We start from the raw sequence: 21701 nt of genomic DNA on the forward strand, positions 1-21701 counted from the left end.
GACTACCGGAAGGGGACATCCGGAGGTCGACCTGCTCACCCAGATGTCCTGCGACACCTCGGCCCTGGCCGACGTACGCGGCATCCTGATCTGGGTCAGCCCCGGCCGGCACGACCTGGACCATCTCCGCGCCGAGTAGATTTCCGGCGCCTTCTCGTCCCGGAGGCGCCGACCCCTGTGGCATCCGGGACCACGTCGAAATATTGACGTGCATCGAACCGTGTGGTTATCATCGGACCGTGTCGGAAAGCGCTTTCCTTTGTCGTGTGGAGGGAGCGCATGCCTCCGGTCTGGCTCGGCCGCACCACCACCACCGGCGGCCGACGTCGATACTCGACCGGCCCTGGAGGAGGGTTGCGGATTTACGAATCGGGGCGCTGGCCCGACTCCGGCGGCCACGGTGGGGCGCAGGCTGCGGTGGCGGTCCTCGGTGTCGGATTCCGGACTTCTTGCCTCCGAAACGCGAATAATATGCACCGCGTCCCTCGCTCCAGCCCAAGTGATCAGCGTGAATGGGTGTCAATAGAGTGATCGGGTAGAAAAGTCGAGCATTTCTACCCACTGATCGAACTCTGGGCACCGTCGAGAAGCGGCGGTACCGTCCACGGGATTCGGGCAGCCGTATTCCTGGGAGTGATCGTCATGATTGCGCGGCAGCGCATGATGCCGGATGCGTGAGGGTTCGCCGCGCTGGGAGCAGATCAATCCCAGTTCCTACCTGCACGAGCAGGACGGGCTACGCGAATTGGCGTCGTACCTGCCGGACGCCGAGCCATATCACGTGTGGGCGAACGTCGAATTCGTCGGCACCGACGGCTCGATCAACGAGATCGATGCGCTGGTGCTCACCCGCAGCGGTCTTTACTTGCTCGAATTGAAGCACTGGCAGGGCCGCGTCGGCGGAGACGGTAACCGCTGGCGGCGACACGCGCCAAACGGCAATCGGTCCACGGTCGACAATCCGCTGATCCTGGCCAACCGCAAGGCCAAGCGGCTCCGCAGCGTCATGGCCTACTACGCCCCGACCGGCGTTCGCACCCCGTACGTGAACCCCGTGATCTTTCTGCACGCCCGGAACACCCGCTCCGAGCTGGACGACATCGGACGGCAGCACGTCTACGGCCTCGACAACAACAACGCGCAGTTGCCCAGCCTCAAACAGATGCTGCTGGCGCCGTCGACCGAGGCTCGCCATTCCGTCGACGCGGTACGCGGCCGGCAGATCGTCGAGCTGGTACGCGGCGCGAAGATCCGCCCGTCGGTGGCCGAGCGCCGAGTCAACCAGCTCATGCTGCACCAGCGCCCGTTCGCGGAGGGCATCGGCTGGCAGGACTTTCTCGCCGACCACACCCTCGATACCACAGTGCTGCGGCGGGTGCGCTTCTACCTGACCAGCCGGGCCGCCGACGACGAGGTACCGGTGATCCGGCGGGCCGCAGAGCGGGAGTTCCGGCTGCTCCAGGGCATCCACCATCCCGGTATCGCCCGCGCGCTGGACCTGGTCGACCACCCCTGGGGCCCGGCGGTGGTCTTCGACCACAAACCGGAGTGGCAGCGCCTCGACCAGTGGCTGGCCGAACGGGACGGCCGGCTGCACCTGGCCCAGCGGCTACAACTCGCACAGGACCTCGCCGAGATCGTCGCCCATGCCCACGCCCGTCGGCTGTCGCACCGCTCGTTGAATCCCCGGGCGGTCTACGTCTGCGACCCGGACAGCGCTCGGCCCACTCTCGTGGTCACCGACTGGCAGACCGGCAGTCGGCTACCCAGCACCCGGATGACCTCGCTCGGCTCGGCCACCGACCCGGCCGCCCTCGAACTCTTCTTCGACAACTCGGTCCGCCGCTACCAGGCCCCCGAGGCCGCCACCCTCGATGACCTGCCCGGCCACCAGCTCGACATGTTCTCCCTCGGCGCGGTGGCGTACCGGATTTTCGCCGGGGCGGAGCCGGCGGGCTCGGCGGAGGAACTCATCGCCGCCGTCGCCAACGGCGGACTGCCCCTGGACGCGGTCGCCGACGGCATGCCGAAGGCGCTTGTCGAGGTCATCTACGACGCCACCCGGGGCGACCCGGGGCAGCGGATGCGGCGGGTCACCGACTTCCTCGCCGGCCTCGAACTGGTCTGGGAGGAGTTGACCGCCCCCGAGCCGGAGCCGGTGGTGGATCCGCTGCACGCCCACCGGGGCGACGTGCTTGACGGCGGGCTGACCGTGCTGACCAGGCTGGGCAGCGGTGCCACCGCGATCGCGCTGCTGGTCACCGAGGACGGCACCGACGGCGGGCGGCAACTCGTGCTGAAGGTCGCCCGGGACGAGCAGTACGCCGACCGCTTCGCCGCCGAGGCCCGTATCGTCGGCAAGCTGCGCGACTCCCGGGTGGCGGCCCTGGTACGCGGCCCGATCAAGGTCGGCAGCCGGACTGCCCTGCTGCTGGAAAGTGCCGGCGAGCGGACCCTGGCCGAGGAGCTACGCGGCGGCCGGCTGGCCCTGGACCTGCTCGAACGCTACGGCCGCGACCTGCTGGAGATCGTTTCTTTCCTGGACGGTCAGGGGGTGTGGCACCGGGACATCAAACCGGCAAACCTGGCCGCCCGCCCCCGGCCCAAGGACAAGCAGCCGCACCTGTGCATCTTTGACTTCTCCCTGGCCGGAGTGCCGGCCGACCAGCTCACCGCCGGCACCACCACCTACCTCGACCCGTTCCTCGGGCCACCGCGCCGGCTGCGCTTCGACGCCGCCGCCGAACGGTTCACCGCCGCCGTGACCCTCTACGAAATGGCCACCGGGACGCTGCCCCGATGGGGTGCGGGCGCGAACCCTGCCACTGTCACCGACGAGGTCACCCTGGATCCGGCGGGCTTCGATGCCTCGGTGGCGGACCGCCTGGTCACCTTCTTCGCCACCGCACTGGCTCGGGACACCGCCGATCGGTTCGACACGCTCGACGAGATGACCGACGCCTGGCGGGCGGTGTTCCGGGAAATCCCCGAATCCACCGACGACACCGGTGGATTCAGGCCGCTGACCCGGGCCTCGTCGTTGGAGGCGACCGAGCTGACCGCCCGAGCCCGCTCGGCGTTGGAACGGCTTGGCATCGGCACCATCGGCGAGCTGCTGGACGCCGAGCCGTCCGCGTTGACCCGGGCCCGGGGCGTACCCGACGCCACCCGCAAGGAGATCCTGGCTCGCAGCCGGGAACTGCGCGACCTGCTCGCCACCGCCGAACCGGCGGCGCCCACCAGGTCGGACGCCCAGCACGTCGAAGCGGTCAGCAGCACCCTGCTGCCGGCGGCCACCGCCCGCAGCGGGTGGCACCGGACGGCCGTGCAGGTGCTGCTCGGCCAGACCATCGCCGACGGCTACTACCTGCGTTGGCCGTCGCAGGCGGACGTGGCCCGGGTGGTCGGTAAACAGCAACCGGACGTGTCCCGCCTGCTCAAGCGAATGATCGCCCGCGACTGGACCACCAGCCCGGCACTCGGCCTGGTCCGCGACGAGATCGTGGCGCTGCTCGACGCGCGGGGCGGAGTCGCCTCCGCCGAGGAGATCGCCGAAGCGCTGAACGTCACCCGTGGCTCCTACACGGCGGAACCGAAACGCACCGCCCAGGCGGTCGGCCTGGTCCGCGCCGCCGTCGAAACCGAGCTGACCCGGGGCGGGGACGCCCGGCTCGCCATCCAGCGGCTGCGCGGCAGCGACACCGTACTCATCGGTCGGGAGCCGGACGACCCCGGCACCGCGCGTACCGCTGACGACCTGCTCGGATATGTGACCCGGCTCGGTCGCCGCGCGGCCAGCCTGGCCGGCGGCGACCCGCTGCCCACCCGGGCTCGCGCGGTGGAGGAGCTACGCGCGCTGGAGCCACCGCCGGCCGGCGTGCCGCCGCTGAGCGACGCCCGGCTGCTCCAACTCGCCGCCGCCGGCAGTGGCGGCGAGGCCGCCGTCAACCCCCAGGGTCAGCTCTACCCGGCGGAACGGATGCCCGCCGGGCGCGCGCTTCGGCTCGCCGCGGGCGCGCTGGTCGGCCAACAACTCGACCCCGAGACGGTACGTGCCAGAGTGCGCGCCCGATTCCCGCGCGCCCAGGAGTTGCCGCCCCGACCGACGCTGGACGAACTGCTACGGGAGATCCCGCTCGTCTGGGAAGCCAGCCGGGGCTGCTACGTCCCGCCGCAGGGCACCTCGTCGGTGACCGGCACCCGCTCGGCCAGCACCGTCGGCCCGATCCTGGAACCGGACGCCGCCGCCCGCGCCCGCCGCCGCATCGCGGAAACCATCGACCGGTGTGGCTTCCTGGTGATGCTCACCTCGATCCGCCGCCCGGCCCGAACCCGCCGGGCCCTACTGGACCGGTACGACCTCACCGAGGTCGACGTCACCGCCATCATGCTGGCGCGACTGCGCTCACTCGGCTTCCCCTGGGAGGCCATCGTCGCCGCCGACACCGGCGTCTCGACCGACGCTGACTTCCGCAGTCTGATGGAGATCTTCCAACACGAGGTCATGCCGGCCATCGACACGATGCTGGCCGAGACCACCGGCCCGGTGCTCATCACCGAGGCCGCACCGCTGGCCCGCTACCAGCAACTCCGGCTGATCCAGGAACTGGCCGACCCCACCCGCCCCCGCCCTGCCGCCCGGCTGCTGCTTATCCCGGTCCGCCGTACCGAACCGGTGCTGCTCGACGGCCATCAGTTGCCGCTCACCTCGCCGGGCAGCCAGTCACTCTGGCTGCCCGAGGAGTGGGACACCCCCCGGGAGAGGAACGCGGCCTGATGATCCCGCTGAAGCCGCTGCAAACTCAGGTCACCGCCCTCACCGACGACCTTCGCGGGCAGGTGGGGCAGGACTCCGAGCTGGAATCCTCGCTGCGCAAGGAACACGCCGAGGCGACCGAGGCGCGGCGTACGGCTGGCGCCTTCGAAACCTGGCTGGAGGACATCCTCGACCAGGCCGCGGTGGCCTGGGTGCTCGGCTGCGTCTTCGTACGCTTCGTCGAAGACAACGACCTGGTCGAACCGCTCTGGATCGGCGGCCCGGAGCCGAACGCGCCGGTCGGCAGGGCCATGGGGGAGCGTCAGCAGCACCTGATCGACAATCCCCGCCACAACGACCGCGAGTGGCTGCGCGAGGCGTTCGGCTACCTGCGCGGGCTGCGCGCCACCGGCAAGATCTTCGACGAGCACAACCCGGTCTGGCGGTTCCCCATTTCCGGCGCGGCAGCCGAAGCGCTGTCGGAGTTCTTCCGGCGCGGGCCGGGTCTGGTCTCGCTGCGGGTCGAGGATCTGGACACCCGCTTCCTCGGCGACCTCTACCAGGAGTTGTCGACCCACGCCAAGAAGACGTACGCGCTGCTCCAGACGCCGGAGTTCGTGGAAGAGTTCATCCTCGACCGCACCTTCGAGCCGGCGGTACGCGAATTCGGCCTGCCGGCAACCTCGGTCATCGACCCCACCTGCGGCTCGGGCCACTTCCTGCGCGGCGCGTTTGACCGCCTGGCCGAGCGTTGGCGTAAGCGCGAGCCCGGGACCGACATCCGGGTGCTTGTGGAGCGGGCCCTCGGCCAGGTGACCGGAGTGGACATCAACCCGTTCGCGGTGGCCATCGCCCGCTTCCGGCTGCTGATCGCCGCGATGAACAAGTGCGACCTACGCTCCCTGGAACGCACCCCCGCCTGGGCAGTCCGGGTCGCCACCGGCGACTCCCTCCTGCACTGGGGCCGCACCTCCCGCCACCAGGGCGACCTGATTGCGCAGGTGGAGGGCCGGGGAGCTTTCGCGTACGCGACCGAGGACGCCGAGCTGCTCGCCGACTACCTGCGCGAGGGGCAGTACACGGTGGCGGTCGGCAACCCGCCCTACATCACCGTCGCCGATTCGGCCCGCAACAAGCTCTACCGGGACATCTATCCGGACGTCTGCCACCGGCAGTACGCGCTGACGGTGCCGTTCGCCAAGCGCTTCTTCGACCTGGCCAAGCGCGGCGACGAGCACGGCGAGGGTGCCGGCCACGTCGGTCAGATCACCGGCAACGCCTTCATGAAACGCGAATTCGGCAAGAATCTCATCGAGAACTACTTCGCCCACCAGGTGGAGTTGACCGAAGTCGTCGACACCTCCGGCGCCTACATCCCCGGCCATGGCACTCCAACCGTGATCCTGATCGGCAGAGCGAAGGATCGCCGACGTTCTCAGGTGGTTCGAACAGTTCTTGGTATTCGAGGCGAGCCAGGGCAGCCAGCCGATCCAGCCACGGGGCTTGTATGGTCTGCGATAGTCAAACAAGTTGACTTTCCTGGCTCTGATTCGGACTGGGTGAGCGTTCAGGACGCTGTCAGGACTCGGTTTGAGAGGTACCCGTGGAGCCTCTCCGGCGGTGGGGCAGGGGAACTTTACTCAGTGCTCACTATTGGTCGTTCTCTCCTAGGGGGAGTGATCGATGTCGTCGGTCGAACCACCCACACTGGGTTGGATGAAGCATTCTATCTTGCAAGTGCATCCGCACGGACGTTGGGTCTAAGCGCGGCGACGGTGCCGGTGGTTCTAGGTGAAGATGTTCGCGACTTTGCGTTGGCTGCGCCGACTTCGACCATGTTTCCCTATGATGAATCTGGTCTCGCTCGTGATCTAACCGACGGTGAGCGGCGATTCTACTGGCGGACTCGGGCATGGTTGCAGTCTCGAGTCGACTTTGGCCAGTCCCCACAGGATCGCGGCCTGCGATGGTTTGACCACAGCATGTTTTTCCCTAGGCGCTATCGAGCTCCGCTATCAGTCGCGTTTGCGTTCGTGGCGACGCACAACCACTTCGTGCTGGACCGGGGTGGGAAGGTCTTCAACCGATCGGCGCCGGTGATTAAGTTGCCGGAGGGGGCGACGGAGGACGAGCATCTGCGGCTGCTCGGGGTGTTGAACAGCTCGACCGCCTGCTTTTGGCTCAAGCAGGTCAGCCACAACAAGGGCAACGGCGGGATCGGTGGCGGAATCGGTGACGAAAACTGGGAACCCAGGTATGAGTTCACCGGGACGAAGCTTCAGGAGTTTCCGTTGCCCGGGGCGTACCCGTTGGGGAGGGCGCGGCTGCTCGACTCGCTGGCGCAGCGGCTTGTCAGCTTGAGTCCGGCGGCGGTCGCGGAGGCTGGTGTGCCGACCGGAGAACGGTTGGCGGGGGCGCGGGCCGACTACGACTCGACGCGGGCACGGATGATCGCGGCTCAGGAGGAGTTGGACTGGGAGGTCTACCGGCTCTACGGGCTGCGTGACGAGGATCTGACCTGCGCCGAGCCGCCGGAGATCGCGCTGGGGGAGCGGGCGTTCGAGATCGTGTTGGCGCGAAAGGTCGCGGCTGGCGAGTTGGAGACGCAATGGTTCGCGCGGCACGGTTCGACGCCGATCACCGAGGCGCCGGCGCACTGGCCGGAGGAGTATCGGGCGTTGGTGCAGCGGCGGATCGAGGTCATCGAGTCGGATCGCAACATCGCGTTGATCGAGCGGCCGGAGTGTAAGCGGCGGTGGGCCACCGAGGGCTGGGACGCCATGCGGGCCAAGGCGTTGCGAGACTGGCTGCTCGATCGGCTGGAGGCGCGCGAGGTGTGGGGCGACCGTCCGATGCCGCAGTCGGTCGCGCAGCTCGCCGACAAGGTACGCCACGACGACGCCTTCCGGTCGGTGCTGGAGCTGTGGGTCGGGCGCGACGACTACGACCTGACGAAGACCCTGGCGAAACTGGTCGCCGACGAGCATGTGCCCTACCTTCCGGCACACCGCTACAAGCCGTCCGGGCTGCGCAAGCGGGCGCAATGGGAGCGGACCTGGGTGCAGCAGCGGCTGGAGGACGCGGGCGAGAGCGTGGACGTCAAGGTGCCACCGAAGTACACCTCCGCGGATTTCGTCAAGACGTCGTACTGGCGGGCGCGCGGCAAACTCGACGTGCCGAAGGAACGCTTCGTCTCGTACCCGAAGGCGGGTCGCGACGGGGACGCCACCGAGCTGCTCGGCTGGGCCGGCTGGGACCACCTCGCTCAGGCCCAGGCGCTGGCCACCGTCTACCTGGACCGTAAGCTCCAAGCGGCCTGGCCGCCGGAGCGCCTGCTGCCGCTGCTGGCCGGCATCGCCGAGCTGGAACCCTGGCTACACCAGTGGTACGCCGACGAGCGCCCCGGCTTCCCCGGCTCACCCGCCCAGTTCTTCACCGACCTCATCGACACCGAGTTGTCTCAGCTCGGCGCCGACCGGCTGGCGCTGGCGGACTTGCGGCTACTGCGTCAGGAGTTGCCGTAGTGGGGCGTGTGCGGTTTCGCTGAGCACGGGCAAGGTCTGCACAGCCACCCTCAGCCGTCATCGGATCGCCGCGCTGGTGAAGGCGCGAGACGGAGATGCCTATCTCGCCGTCACTGCGGAGGGCTTCATGGGGGCGGGCCCTCGCTTGCTCGGAGTCATCTTGGGCTCTGTGCCCCATGTCGCGAGCGCAGATTGGCTTTCTGAGCCTGATGGGGCGTTCGGGATTACTCCGGAGTCAGGTCAGACAATTTACTCCACGATGATCCCGGCAGCTGCGCAGGCTTCGGTCATGAATGAGTTTGGCGAAGACGAGAACCTGCTGGCGGCCGAGATTCCTTGAGTGGATCTGGTTAGCCGTCGCCAAGCGGCCGTGGGTCTGTTTGGCGGATATCTGACAGAACGTCGTACTGGGTTGCGGCGGGTCCTTCCGCGCCATGCGGGTTGCGGTTCATGCGTTGGCTTGACGCCTGATATCCGAGTCATCAATTCGGTTGCTCTCTGGCTGAACTTGTCGTGCGGTCCGGGCCTCCCGGATGACTATTGCTTGCGATCTCCTGTGGCATCGTGAACGCCTTGCTCATGGCGCATAAGCGCGATCACGATCCGGGAGACACGACTCGATGACGGCCCAATACGAGCCTGGCCAGAATCCGCCACCCCAGGCGGGGCAGTTTCCTCCGCCGATGCTCGCTCCACCGTCCGCCCCCAAGAAGCGAGCCTCCTGGCTGCTGCCTGCGCTGATCGGTGTGGGCGCGTTCGTGATGCTGTGTTGTGGGGGCGCGTTCGTGATTGGCTTGGTCAGCGGCGATACGAATACCGAGGCCACCTCCGTCAGCAATGGCGCTCCAACCGCCGAAAGCAGCGCCCCAGCGAGTGAGGAGGCACCAGCGACAAGCGCGGCACCTGAGCCGGCAAAGACGACTGCGGCTCCAGCACCCAAGAAGTCGAAGTCCCCCGGCGTCGGCGACAAGGTGCGCGGAGGGGACTTCGAGTTGACCGTCAACGGGGTGAAGTGCGGGATCTCCCAGGTGGGCAGTGACTTCCTCAACACCAAGGCGCAAGGTACGTTCTGCAAGGTCAGCGTGACCGTCAAGAATGTCACCAAGAGCGCACACACCTTCCACGCCGACGGCAGCCTTACCGCCAAGGACGCCAGCGGTCGAGAGTTCGAGGCCGACGGAGAGGCCGGAATTTACGGCAACAGCGACGGGCAGGGGTTCCTCGACAAGATCAACCCGGGGAATTCGGTGACCGCGAACGTCTACTTCGATGTGCCGAAGGGCACCAAGCTCAAGACCATCACGCTCGACGCTGGCCTGTTCACTTTCGCTGAGGACGCCGTCGTCGTCCTGTGATCTGCCGATGAGTTCTGAGATCCGCCGCTAGGATCCACCCGCCGAGCGGCGACTGTGCGACGAACCCTTTGGAGCCGGCCGCGGGAAGGCAGCTTGACGGCCTCTGCAACTAGGGTGTCCAGTTCGTCGCCCGGCAGGTGATCTTCCGTGACGATCTTCTGCACGATGGCTGTTTGGACGCGGCCGACCATCTCCGGCTCATCGGCTGGTCCGGCGACGGGTCGATGATGGACATGATGAGCTGCTCGGCGGCCTCGGCTTTGATGCCGGGGCCGCCGTTGGCGAGCCTGGCCCGCAGTGGTTGCCGTGGCTGACCACACGTCAGGCCCGAGCACGCGGCGTCTCGGCTGCTGCTGAGGGCGATCGCCGAACCGGCGTTCGACTCGTTCGTATGCGCCTTGGAACGGTGAGTGAGAGTCTGTCGGGAAACTGACTCGCTCTGGCGGATGTGGTCGTCACTCGGGTCATATTCGTATATGCCGGCCTGATCTGCGGCTTCTCCGGCGAGCGGCCGTCTGATTCGCCTCCCGTCCATCGTGGTCGATGCAGGCTGGCGGAAAGTGTCAACCGGAGTGGTACCCGGACATCCATGCCTGTGGGTAGCGTGTCGGGCACCCTCGGAGGCTTTGGAGGCGACACCGGTGACGCTGCTGCGCAACCTGATCGATATTCCGACCTCGGTTGGCGAGGGCGACTTCGTGGTGAAGGCGGCCGAGGGCGCCGATCTGAGGCGGTACGTCGTCACCGAGCAACTGCGGGACAACTTCGGCACCGCGCTCCAACGCATTGGGCACGCCGTGACCACCGGCCGCTCGCAGGCGATGTTCCTGCACGGCTCGTTCGGCTCCGGTAAGTCACACTTTATGGCGGTGCTGCGGGAGATCCTGGCGCACCACCCCGACGCCCGGAAGATCAAGGGCCTGGAGTCGGCTGTGGTCGAGGCCGAGCCGTGGCTGCCCGGCCGTCGGTTCCTCAGTCTCACCCTGCACATGCTCGACGCGCGCTCGGTGGAGCAGGCGATCCTGGAGGGCTACCTGCGCCAGGTCACCGTCGCCCATCCGGAGGCGCCCGTGCCCGCCGTACACCGGTCGGACGCGCTGCTGGCGGACGCGGCCGGCCTGCGGCGGACGCTCGGTGACGACAAGTTCTTCGAGACGCTGCGTGGCGGCACCTCGGGGCCCGGTGCGGGCGGCACCGGTCTGGCCGCGTTGCGTGCCCAGGCCGAGGGCTGGGCCCCGCAGCGGTACGCGGAGGCCGCCGCGCAGCCACCCGGCACAAAGGACCGCGATGCGCTGGTCAGCGCGTTGACCCAGACCTTCTTCAGCGGCGCGGTGCACAGCGCCGAATATCTCGACCTGGACACCGGCCTCGCCGTCATCACCCGGCACGCCAAGTCCCTCGGGTACGACGCGATCGTTCTCTTCCTCGACGAGCTGATCCTCTGGCTCTCCGGTCGCATCGCCGACTACACCTTCGTCAACACCGAAGGTGCCAAGCTCAACAAGCTGGTCGAGTCCGCCGACTCGGCCCGGCCGCTGCCGCTGGTCTCCTTCGTGGCCCGACAGCGAAACCTGGAGGAGTTTCTTGGCCCGCAGGTCGGCGGCACCGAACGGGAAACCCTCGCGCATGTGATGCGCAGCGTCCAGGGGCGGTTCGGGGAGATCGTCCTCGCTGACACCAACCTGCCCGAGATCACCGAGAAGCGGCTGCTGGACCCGAACGACGACCAGGCACGGGCCACCATCGACAACGCGTTCGCCGCGGTGCGGCACCACCGCGAGGTGTGGGACACCCTGCTGCTCGGCGCGCAGTACGGCGACGCCGGCATCGGCTCCGACGCTGTCGCCTTCCGCCAGCTCTACCCCTTCTCACCGGCTCTGGTGGCCACCCTTGTCGCGCTGTCGCAGGCGCTTCAGCGGGAGCGGACCGCGCTGAAGGTGATGACCGAGTTGCTGGTGGAGCGGCGGGACACGCTGCGGGTCAACGACCTGATCGGGGTGGCCTCCCTCTTCGATTCGCTGGTGCTGCACGGCGAACTGCCCGACCGCCCGAAACTGCGCCAGCAGTTCGACGCCGCCCGTGGCCTCTATCTGCGTAAGCTGCGCCCGCTGCTGCTCGGCCTCAACGGGATCGACGAGGAGAAGGCTGCCGGCCACACCCAGTTCCAGCTGGACGACAAGCTGGTCAAGACGATCCTGCTGGGCGCACTGGTGCCCGAGGTGCCGGCGCTGCACAATCTGACCGCCGCCAAACTGCACGCGCTGAACTTCGGCTCGATCGCCTCCCCGATCCCCGGTTACGAGAACACCATGGTGCTCACCCGGCTGCGCAAGATCGCACAGGACGCGGGGGAACTGCACCTCACCGACGACCACGACCCGGTCGTCTCGCTCAAGCTGCACACCGTCGACTTCGACAAGCTGCTCGACCTGGTGCCGCACAACGAGACCTCGGCCGGCGTGCGCCAACAGTTGCTCCGCGAGCTGATCAGCGCCGAAATGGGGCTGGCCGGTGCCGAGGGCAGCCACGGCGAGTTGCAGCATCCGCGTGAGTGGCGGGGACGGCGGCACATCGTCCAGGTCAAGTTCGGCAACGTACGCGACCCGCACACCATGCCGGTCGCCGCCCTGATCGCTCCCGGTGAATCCTGGCGGATCGTGATCGACTACCCCTTCGACCCGCAGGACTTTCCGCGTAACGCCGACCGGGCCCGGATCGACGAACTGCCGCGCGGCTCGAACACGGTGTTCTGGCTGCCACTGTACCTGACCGACGACATGATGAGCCGGGTCGCCCAGCTTGCGAAGATCAATTATCTGCTCGGTGTCGGTGGCGCGGGGGAGCGGCTCAACACGCTCGCCGCGGACTGGCCCAAGGCCGACCGCCAGCAGGGTCGGGTCTATCTGCTCCAGCGGCAGACCCAGCTCCGCGACGGGCTGATCACCGCGCTCAAGCAGGCGTACGGCGCGGCCAACCCGCAGCTCTCCGATGTGGAGCCCGACAGCGTCGGGGTGCTGCACACCCTGGCCGACGGGCTGCGCATCGGTGACCCGCGCGGTGGCACGCTCGCCGACGCGTTCCGCAACCTCACCGGCGAACTGCTCGACTGGTCGTATCCGGGCACGCCCGCCCTGCCCGTGGACGAGAAGCCGCTGGCCCGCGCCGACCTGGCGAGGGTCCTGGAGTACGCCAGTCGGGCCGCCGCCGACCCCACCCACGGTGTCTCCGTAGATTCACCGGCCGATCTGAGGATCCTGCGCCGGATCTGCAACCCGCTCCACCTCGGCGAGGTGATCGACCACCGGTACGTGCTCGACATCAGCACCTGCTTCTGGAGTCGGCACCTGTTGCAGGAGGCGGCCAAGCTGGACTATCGGGACCGCTGGCCGGTGCACGCGCTGCGGAGACTGCTGGATGTGCCGAAGGCCCGAGGATTCGACCGGGACCTGCAAAGCTTGATCATCGCGGTCTTCGCGTTCGAGCAGCAGGTCAGCTGGTACGACAGCGGCGGAAAGGTCAGCGTCTCGGCGGTCGTCGGGGTGGAGGACCGTTTCGAGCTTCGCCACCCGCCGATGCCTGACGACGAGACCTGGAAGGCTGCCGTACGGTTCGGGCAGCCATTCTTCGGCGAGGTGCTGCCACTCTTCCGAAACCCGGCCAACCTGGGCATCCTTGCCGGCACGCTGCGTGGTGTTGCCCGGGCGTACGCCGGCCGTGCAGGCACCCTCGCCGAGAAGCTGGAGCAGCACTCCGATCTGCTCGGGCTGGATCCGAACGCCGACACCGGCCGGCTGGCCACCGCCCGGCGGGTAGCCCGGCTGCTCGCCGAGGTCGCGCAGGAGCAGGATGACGTGGTGCTGGTCGCCGTCGTCGCGCGGGGCGGGCTGCGCCTCGGCGGCCTCGACGGTCAGGCCGCGAGCCAGGTCTTCAAGCGGGCGGAGCAGCTGGTCGTCGCACTGGACACGGCCCAGTGGCCGGTGCTCGACGCGATCAAGCTCCGCTCCGGGAACGACGCCCGAGCCCTCGGCATCGTCAACCAGCTCCACGACGTCGCCCGGCAGGAACAGCACGCGGTGGATCTGGTGAGAGCGCTGCGGGAGGCAGTAGCCGACTCGGTGGCGGTGCTGGCCCGGGAAAAGCCCGTGCTGCCGCGGCCGGACCGGATTACGCCGCCGGTCGTGCCTGACTCGCCGGTGGTTCTTCCGCCGGACAAGATCGGGCTGCCGGTCAAGGTGGACCCCGCGACGGTCTCCGGGCCAGGTGAGTCCACTTCGAGGGTGACCGCTCTGCCCGGAGGGACGGTGCCGCCGGTGCCCCGGCAGGAGACCGTCCGCGACCAGCGAGGGCTGGACAAGCTGACCGAGAGGATCCGGGCAGAGGTCACTGCCGGTCGGGCGGTCACGGTCAGCTGGCAGGTCGAGGTGCCGGAGTGGTCCGCGTGAGTATTCCCCGAGCCGCGGTCCGGACCGCCGCGCTCCGCCGCAAGGTGGAGTCGTGGCTGGCCGAGGGCGACGACGCGGACGCCATCGTGCTGCTCGCCCAGCCACACTGGGTCAACGAACCGGTGCTCACCATCGGCGGCACGGTCGTGCGTGTCGTACCCTGCCCGACTCCCATCGCGGCGCGGGCTGCGCTTGCTGACCGCCTGGCGGACGAAAAGCTCGTGCTGTTGACCGACCTGACCGACACCGAGCTGGGTGACGGGCTGCTGGCGCACGTCAGCCTTCAGACCGGCCGCAGCGTCGACCCCTGGGACCTGGTCAGCCAGGCGTTCGGCGGTCAGGTGCGGCCCGACTCCACGCTGGTGCGTACCGGTCGATGGGTCGCGGATGCGCTCACCGAGCTGGCACCCTCCGACGGATGGCCGCCTCCGGCCGGCACCATCCTGACCCGCGACCATGCCCTGCGCCACCTCGCCGGAACCGTGCTGGGGCTCGAACCGGACGAGTTGGACGGTGCCGGGCTGTTGCAGTGGAGCACGAGCAGTCACGCCGCCGCGCAGTTGCGCTTCGTCGAGCTGCCCGCAGAGTGGGCCGACGGGATCGGTGACTTCCTGCTGGAGGCGGCCGGGCCGGTCGCCCTACCGGTGCTCGCGGCGGTCCGCGCGGGATACGGCGTCGACGCCATCCCGCTCGGCCTGCTGGCCGGGGTGCTCTGGCCCCGTGATCCGGGGTCGGCGGACGTCGAGATCGCGGTGGCGCGGACCCGGCTGGAACCACGTCTCGGCGGCGTCCGGATCACCGACGTATCGGCGACGGCATTCACCGAGGCCGCCGAGGCATGGGTCTACCGGGCGCTGGACGACGACGCGGTCCGGCACGACGCACACCGGATGCTGCGTCGGGCGGAGGAGATCGCGGCCGAGATCGACGTGACCGGCCGGCTCGCCGCCTCAGCCCTGCTGCCGGCCGGATTCACCCAACGGATGCGGGCCTTCGGTGCCATGGTCCGGCTCGCTCTGCCGGTGCCCTGCCCGGCGGTACCCGCCAGCGACCTGATCGAACGGACCCAGGAACGGCTGGCCGAAGTCGAGGCACACCGATCGGCGGACCGGACGCGGGTGGAGACCGCCCGGATGGCCGTCCGCCTGCTGCGTTGGCTGGCCACGCCGGAGGCCCGGCGGACCGCCACCATGCTCGACGTCGTGCACCGGCAGATCCGTGAAGACGGCTGGGTGGACCGGGCTCGGCTCGACATTTTCGCCGGTGACGTCGATCCGCAGGTCGCCGAGGCGTACCGGGCGCTGCACCAGGCGGTGGACATCCGCCGGGCCCGACACGACCGCGAGTTCGCCGAGCTGTTGCAGGACACCACCGGCGCGGAACGGGAGCCCGGTGCGCTGCTGCGGGTGGAAGACCTGCTGGACCGGGTCGTGCAGCCGATTCTGGACAACGACCGGCGGGTCCTGCTGCTGCTCCTCGACGGCATGGGTGCGGCGGCCGGGATCGAGATTGCCGAGTCACTCGGGCGCAGCGGTGCCTGGACCGAGCTGACTCCGGACGGCGGGCCACGCACCGCACTGCTCGCCGCGCTGCCGACGGTCACTGCCGTCAACAGGTGCAGCCTGTTCAGCGGCCGGATCGCCGCCGGTGATCGCAACGAGGAGGCGAAGGCGCTCACCGCCCGCTACCCGGACAGCGTGTTGCTGCACAAGGCCGACCTGCGGACACCGGCCGGGCTGGCGGTCGACCCCCAGGTCGCCGCCGCCATCGAGGATCCGGCGGTCCCACTGGTCGCCGCCGTCATCAACACCATCGACGATGCGCTGGACCGAAGCGACCCGGGTTCGGTCGAGTGGAACAACGAAACCGTCAAAGGGCTGCGGGATCTGCTCTCCGTCGCCCAGGGACGGGTCGTGGTGTTGGTCGCCGACCACGGGCATGTCGTCGATCGCGGCGTGGAGGCCGCGCTGCGGCCGTCGGAGAGCAGCGAGAATCGGTGGCGGGCGGCGACCGGCGAGCCCGGTGACGGTGAGCTGGCTTTCCAGGGCAGCCGGGTGGCGCTGGCCGGAGGCCAGGTGATTCTGCCCTGGCGGGAGGAACTGCGGTACGGCCCGCGTAAGGCCGGCTACCACGGAGGGGCGAGCGCGGCCGAGGCAGTCGTCCCGTTGCTGCTCTTCGCCGCCGGGGACGAGGATGCCGTCCCGGGCTGGGCCGGAGCACCGGTGGCCAGCCCCGAGTGGTGGCGTGAGCCGCTGCGGCCGGCGGCACGTGTGGCAGCGGCCGTCGCGGACCCGCGACCTGCGTCCGTACCGTCCTCCCGGCCCACGCCGGCTCCCCGACCGGGCCGCCGGCCGCGTCCGGCCGCCCAGGACGAGGGCCTGTTCGACCTGCCTGCGCCGGTCCCGGCGGCTCCGTCGCCGCCGCCGGCATCCCCGGCCGGGCCACCGGTTGCGCCGGACCCGGTGGTCGCGCTCGTCGACGCCTTGCTGGCCAGCCCGGTGTACGCGGACCGCCGCGACAGTCGGGCACCCGTGCCGGACGAGCGGGTGGCCGCACTGGTCGCTGCACTGGTCGCCGGGAACGGCCGGGCCACCCTGGAAACCCTCGCCACCCGGGCGGACGTGCCGCTGCACCGGATCTCCGGCACCTTCACTGCGCTGCGGCGGCTGCTTCAGGTCGAGGGCTATCCGGTGCTCAGTCTCGATCCCGACGGACGGACCGCGAAGCTGGACGTCCCCCTGATGATCGAGCAGTTCGGGCTGCCCGCGTCATGACCGTGCAGGTGAGCGCCCGCCGTCGGCGCGACATCATCGACGCACTGCGTCGGGGCGTGGTGCCGTCCAACGGCGTGGACGCGCTCGCGGTCGGGCTCGACCGCTTCACCACCGCCCTCGACGACGACCTGGAGCGGGTCGCCGGTGCGGGCAGCGTGTTCAAGGCCGTCCGGGGCGAGTACGGCGCAGGCAAGACCTTCTTCACCAGGTGGCTTGGTGAACGGGCCAAGCGGCGCAGCTTCGCCGTTGCCGAGGTGCAGGTCTCCGAGTTGGAGACGCCGCTGCACCGGATGGAGACCGTCTACCGCCGCCTGGTCGAGCAGTTGTCCACCGAGCAGTTCGCGCCGAGTGCCCTGCGACCCGTACTGGACAATTGGATCTTCGCCTTGGAGGAGGATGTCCTGTCAGCCGGCACGGCCACCGAGGCGGACGCCGAAGGGCTCGATCGGGCGGTAGGTGAGCTGCTGGAGATCCGGCTGGCGGAGATCTCCCGCAGCACGCCCGCTTTCGCGGCGGCGCTGCGCGGATACCGCACCGCCGTGGCCGTCGGGGACGAGGTGACCGCCGGTGGGCTGGCCGCCTGGTTGGGCGGGCAGCCGCACGTTGCGGCGTCGACCCGCCGGGCGGCCGGCATAAAGGGCGCCCTCGACCACTTCGGGGCGCTCACCTTTCTGCGCGGCCTGCTGACCGTGCTGCGCGACAGCGGCCACCCCGGCCTGCTGCTGGTGTTGGACGAGGTCGAGACCCTTCAGCGGGTGCGCTCCGATGCCCGGGACAAGGCACTCAACGCGCTGCGCCAACTCGTCGACGACATCTACGCCGACCGCTTTCCCGGGCTGTTCCTGATGGTCACCGGCACACCGGCGTTCTTCGATGGGCAGCAGGGTGCGCAGCGCCTCGCCCCGCTGGCCCAGCGGCTCGCCACCGACTTCGGACCGGAACCGCGCTGGGACAACCCGCGTGCCCCGCAGCTGCGGCTGCCCGGTTTCACCGAGGAGTCCCTCGTCCAACTCGGCGTCCGGGTGCGGGAGATCTACGGCGGAGACCGGGTAGCCGCCCGCGTCGATGATGGCTACCTCGCTGAGCTGGCCCGGGCGGTGGCCGGACGGTTGGGGGGCAGGGTCGGCGTGGCACCCCGGGTCTATCTCAAGAAACTCGTCGCCGACGTCCTCGACCGGGTCGACCAGTTTCCCGACTGGGATCCCTGGCAGCACTACGCCCTGACCGTACGTGCCGACGAGTTGACCGAGGTCGAGCGGAACGTCGCGGCGGCCGACGATGTCGACCTGCCAATGTGAGCGGCGACGAGTTGCTGGACCCGGTGCTGCTGCACCATGTGGTCAACACCCTCGGCTGGCCGGACCTGCGGCCACTGCAACGTGCCGCAGTGCCGCCGTTGGTCCGCGGTGAGGACGCGCTGCTGCTCGCCGGGACGGCGGGCGGCAAGACCGAGGCGGCGCTCTTTCCGCTGCTGTCCCGGATGACGGCAGAACGGTGGAACGGCACCGCACTGCTCTACCTATGCCCGCTGAAGGCGCTGCTCAACAACCTGCACCCGAGGATCGAGCGGTACGCCGGCTGGCTGGGCCGGACGGTGGCGCGGTGGCACGGCGACGTGCCGCACCCGGCGCGGCGGGCGGTGTTGTGGCAACGCCCCGACATCCTGCTGACCACCCCCGAGTCGCTGGAGTCCATGCTGGTCAGCGCGAACGTGGACCATCGAATGTTCCTCTGCGGCCTGCGCGCCGTCGTGGTCGACGAGGTGCATGCCTTTGCCGGGGACGACCGGGGGTGGCACCTGCTCGCTCTGTTGGAACGGCTGACCCGGGTGGTCGACCGGCCGCTGCAACGGGTCGGGCTGTCGGCGACCGTCGGCAACCCCGAGCAACTGCTCAGCTGGCTACAGGGCGCTGGGGCCGGCATCCGTCCGGGCACGGTCGTCGCGCCCGGACTGTCCGCAGCGACGCCGGTCGTCTCCGGCGGTGCCGCGCCACCGGGGGATGTCGAACTCGACTACGTCGGTTCCCTGGCCAACGCGGCCACCATCATCTCCACGCTGCACCGGGGTGAGAAGCGGCTCGTCTTCTGCGATGCCCGGCAGACCGTCGAGGAACTCGCCCAGTTGCTGCGCGAGCGGGGCGTCACCACCTTCCTGTCGCACGCGTCCCTCTCGCTGGACGAGCGCCGTCGAGCGGAGCAGGCGTTCGCCGAGGAACGGGACTGCGTGATCGTCTCCACCAGCACCCTGGAACTCGGCATCGACGTCGGTGACCTCGACCGGGTGATCCAGATCGACGCCCCCGCGACGGTGGCGTCGTTTCTGCAACGGCTGGGCCGCACCGGACGCCGGCCGGGCAGCCTGCGCAACTGCCTCTTCCTGTGCCGCAGCGGATCGGAGCTGATCCGAGCCGCAGCTTTGCTGCTGTTATGGGGGCAGGGCTGGGTGGAGCCGGTCCTGCCGCCGCCGGAGCCCCGGCACATCGTCGCCCAGCAGCTGCTCGCGCTCTGCCTCCAGGAGGGGCAGGTCGGTGACCGGCTCTGGCCACAGGCGTGGAACGATCTGGCACCCTTCGACGCGAGCGCCCAGCCGATCGTCCGTCACCTTGGCGAACAGGGCTTCCTCGACAGCGACGGCGGTCTGCTGTTCATCGGCTCCGAGGCGGAACGCCGGTTCGGCCGGCGACACTTCATGGAGTTGACCGCCGTCTTCACCGGACCACCCGAGTTCACCGTCCTGTACGGCCGGACCGAGCTGGGCAGAATCGATCCGAGTCTGCTCACCGAGGAGGTACGCGGCGATCGCCGGCTGTTGCTGAGTGGCCGGAGCTGGCGGGTCACCTACGTCGACTGGCGTCGGCGCCGCTGCTTCGTCGAACCGGTGGACGGCGGTGGCCGGGCCCGGTGGACCTCGTTGGGCTGGATCGGGTCGAGTTATCGGCTGACCCGTGCCATGCGTGACGTCCTGCTCGGCCAGGACCCGCCCGTGCGGATCACCAAACGAGCGGCGAGCAGCTTCGCCGAGATGCGGAAGGAACGCTCGCCACTGGTCCACCCGGGCGGCAACTGTGTCGTCCGGTCCCGCAGTGGTGACCTGTGGTGGTGGACCTGGGCGGGCCTACGGACAAATGCCACCCTGGCGGCCACGCTCGGTGAGGTCGTCGACCCGGTGCAGCGCTTCGACGATCACGCCGTCCGGCTCCGCGAGAATGTGACCCGCGCGCAGTGGCGGACCCTGGTGGCCGACGCCGAGGAGCGCTTATGCCTGCCGGAGGTCGACCAGCGTGCCCTGGCAGGCCTGAAGTTCGGCGTAGCCCTGCCCGAGCGGCTCGCCGCAGCCACCCTGGCTGCCCGCCTGGCCAACCTCGGCGGGGCTGCCGCCGTCCTGGCGGAACCCGTCCGCTTCGTCGACATGGTCGGTTGATCGACCGGTGAGCGTAGGCTCCGGCGAGCCCAGTGTTCGTCCGGGTCTCGCAGGTCGGACACGATCGGGTGTGACCGGATGTCGGTGGAAAGGGGGCGGGTGAGCAGGGCGGTCGAGGAGACGAACCGGGCGATGTTGCGGGCCCGGGACGCGATGGACCGGGCGTACGCGGACCCGCTCGGCATCCCGACGCTGGCGCGGATCGCGCACGTCTCCCCGGCGCACTTCATCCGTACCTTCCGGGCCACCTTCGGTGAGACCCCGCACCGCTACCTGCAACGGCGGCGGGTGGAACGGGCCATGTACCTGCTGCTGCACACCGGCCAGGATGTGACGGAGGTCTGTCATGCGGTCGGGTTCGGCAGTCTCGGGACGTTCAGTCGTACCTTCCGGCAGATCGTCGGCGAATCGCCCACCGACTACCGTAAGCGGCGCACGGCGCCGGCGGTGCCGGTGCCGAGCTGCTTCACGAAGGCCTGGACCCGACCGAGCAGTTTTGGATAAGCAGCAGGTCACGGCTCTCCACTAGCGTTCCGGGTATGACGATGAACGCGATCAGCCGCTCTCAGATCTACGTCCTCGACCAGGATGAGGCGCTCGACTTCTATGTTGGCAAGCTCGGCCTGGAGGTGAACACGGATCAGGATCTCGGCTTCATGCGGTGGCTCACGGTCAATGTGCCCGGCGACCCGAAGCGCGAGATCCTGTTGGAGAAGCCGGGCCCGCCCAACCTCGACCCGGCCACCGCCGAGCAGGTCCGTGAGCTGCTGACCAAGGGTGCGGCGGGTGGCTTCCTCTTCATGACCACCGACGACGCGCAGAAGACGTACGAGGAACTGGTCGCCAAGGGCGTCGACGTCACCGACGAGCCGATGGAGCGGCCGTACGGGATCGACTTCGGTATCCGTGACCCGTTCGGCAACCGGATCCGGATCGGGCAGATGTTCGACCAGGGCTGAGGCCGGCGCGGCGGACCCCGCCGGCCATCTATTTGAAGAATCCTGCAACTGCTAAAGTCTTCAGTACGCCGTCGGAGCGTGGAGGAGGCTGAGGCGTGTCGGTGCCGCTTTACCAGGCGAAGGCGGAGCTGTTCCGCACCCTCGGGCATCCGGTCCGGATCCGGGTGCTGGAGCTGCTCCAGGACGGCCCCAGGCCGGTACGTGACCTGCTCGCCGCCATCGACGTCGAGGCGTCGAACCTCTCCCAGCAGCTCGCCGTGCTGCGCCGGGCCGGCATGGTCACCTCGCACCGCGAGGGTGCCCTGGTGATGTACGCGCTCAGCACCCCCGACGTCGCCGACCTGCTCGCGGCCGGTCGGCGGATCCTCGGCGCGGTGCTCACCGACCGGGACGCCCTCCTCGACGAGCTGCGGGCCGGCGGACGGGAGCGGTGAGCGCCACCCAGGCCCGGCCCGCCGGCACGTCGGGAT

At 69.3% G+C, this 21701-nt stretch carries 11 protein-coding genes; all 11 read left to right on the forward strand.

Going from position 1 to position 21701, the window contains the following annotated elements; translation table 11 throughout:
• The first annotated feature begins 670 nt into the window (after nt 1-670).
• The 11 genes from pglW (at nt 671) to ACQPYA_RS07265 (ending at nt 21665) form a co-directional block, all read left to right on the forward strand.
• A complete protein-coding gene (gene pglW, locus ACQPYA_RS07215; protein ID WP_433531866.1) occupies nt 671-4777 on the forward strand; it encodes a BREX system serine/threonine kinase PglW in 4107 nt (1368 codons plus the stop codon).
• Entirely contained in the window at nt 4777-8280 is a 3504-nt protein-coding gene (gene pglX, locus ACQPYA_RS07220; protein ID WP_433531867.1) for a BREX-2 system adenine-specific DNA-methyltransferase PglX, read from the forward strand. The genes pglW and pglX overlap by 1 nt, the downstream gene beginning before the upstream one ends.
• Nucleotides 8281-8449: 169 nt before the next feature.
• The gene (locus tag ACQPYA_RS07225; protein WP_433531868.1) at nt 8450-8620 is read left to right on the forward strand and encodes a hypothetical protein; all 171 of its coding nucleotides are present in this window, start codon (nt 8450-8452) and stop codon (nt 8618-8620) included.
• A gap of 280 nt (nt 8621-8900) precedes the next feature.
• Nucleotides 8901-9635, forward strand: coding sequence for a DUF4352 domain-containing protein (locus ACQPYA_RS07230; protein WP_433531869.1), 735 nt, complete (start codon nt 8901-8903; stop codon nt 9633-9635).
• 626 nt (nt 9636-10261) lie between these two features.
• Nucleotides 10262-14077, forward strand: coding sequence for a phage resistance protein (locus tag ACQPYA_RS07235; protein WP_433531870.1), 3816 nt, complete (start codon nt 10262-10264; stop codon nt 14075-14077).
• On the forward strand, nt 14074-16851 hold the full coding sequence (gene pglZ / locus ACQPYA_RS07240) for a BREX-2 system phosphatase PglZ (RefSeq protein WP_433531871.1): 2778 nt from the start codon (nt 14074-14076) through the stop codon (nt 16849-16851). The genes ACQPYA_RS07235 and pglZ overlap by 4 nt, the downstream gene beginning before the upstream one ends.
• On the forward strand, nt 16848-18149 hold the full coding sequence (gene brxD / locus ACQPYA_RS07245) for a BREX system ATP-binding protein BrxD (protein WP_433531872.1): 1302 nt from the start codon (nt 16848-16850) through the stop codon (nt 18147-18149). The genes pglZ and brxD overlap by 4 nt, the downstream gene beginning before the upstream one ends.
• Nucleotides 18146-20272 (forward strand): DEAD/DEAH box helicase, encoded by a 2127-nt coding sequence (locus tag ACQPYA_RS07250; RefSeq protein ID WP_433531873.1) that lies wholly within the window; start codon nt 18146-18148, stop codon nt 20270-20272. Before brxD ends, ACQPYA_RS07250 begins: the two co-directional genes overlap by 4 nt.
• A 99-nt stretch (nt 20273-20371) precedes the next feature.
• Complete coding sequence (locus ACQPYA_RS07255) at nt 20372-20776, forward strand: helix-turn-helix domain-containing protein (RefSeq protein ID WP_433531874.1); 405 nt, start codon at nt 20372-20374, stop codon at nt 20774-20776.
• Between the two features lie 35 nt (nt 20777-20811).
• Nucleotides 20812-21231 carry a VOC family protein gene (locus ACQPYA_RS07260; protein ID WP_433531875.1) on the forward strand — a complete coding sequence of 140 codons (420 nt, stop codon included), beginning with the start codon at nt 20812-20814 and terminating at the stop codon, nt 21229-21231.
• A gap of 95 nt (nt 21232-21326) precedes the next feature.
• Entirely contained in the window at nt 21327-21665 is a 339-nt protein-coding gene (locus ACQPYA_RS07265) for an ArsR/SmtB family transcription factor (RefSeq protein ID WP_433531876.1), read from the forward strand.
• Nucleotides 21666-21701: the final 36 nt, after the last annotated feature.

The sequence above is a fragment of the Micromonospora sp. CA-263727 genome (genome assembly GCF_050942455.1).
Lineage (GTDB): Bacteria > Actinomycetota > Actinomycetes > Mycobacteriales > Micromonosporaceae > Micromonospora.

Excerpts from the sequence above, each read along its gene's own strand:
- ACQPYA_RS07260 (WP_433531875.1), top strand. The coding sequence starts at position 20,812 with ATGACGATGAACGCGATCAGCCGCTCTCAGATCTACGTCCTCGACCAG.
- pglW (WP_433531866.1), top strand. The coding sequence starts at position 671 with ATGCGTGAGGGTTCGCCGCGCTGGGAGCAGATCAATCCCAGTTCCTAC.
- ACQPYA_RS07230 (WP_433531869.1), top strand. The coding sequence starts at position 8,901 with ATGACGGCCCAATACGAGCCTGGCCAGAATCCGCCACCCCAGGCGGGG.
- pglX (WP_433531867.1), top strand. The coding sequence starts at position 4,777 with ATGATCCCGCTGAAGCCGCTGCAAACTCAGGTCACCGCCCTCACCGAC.
- brxD (WP_433531872.1), top strand. The coding sequence starts at position 16,848 with ATGACCGTGCAGGTGAGCGCCCGCCGTCGGCGCGACATCATCGACGCA.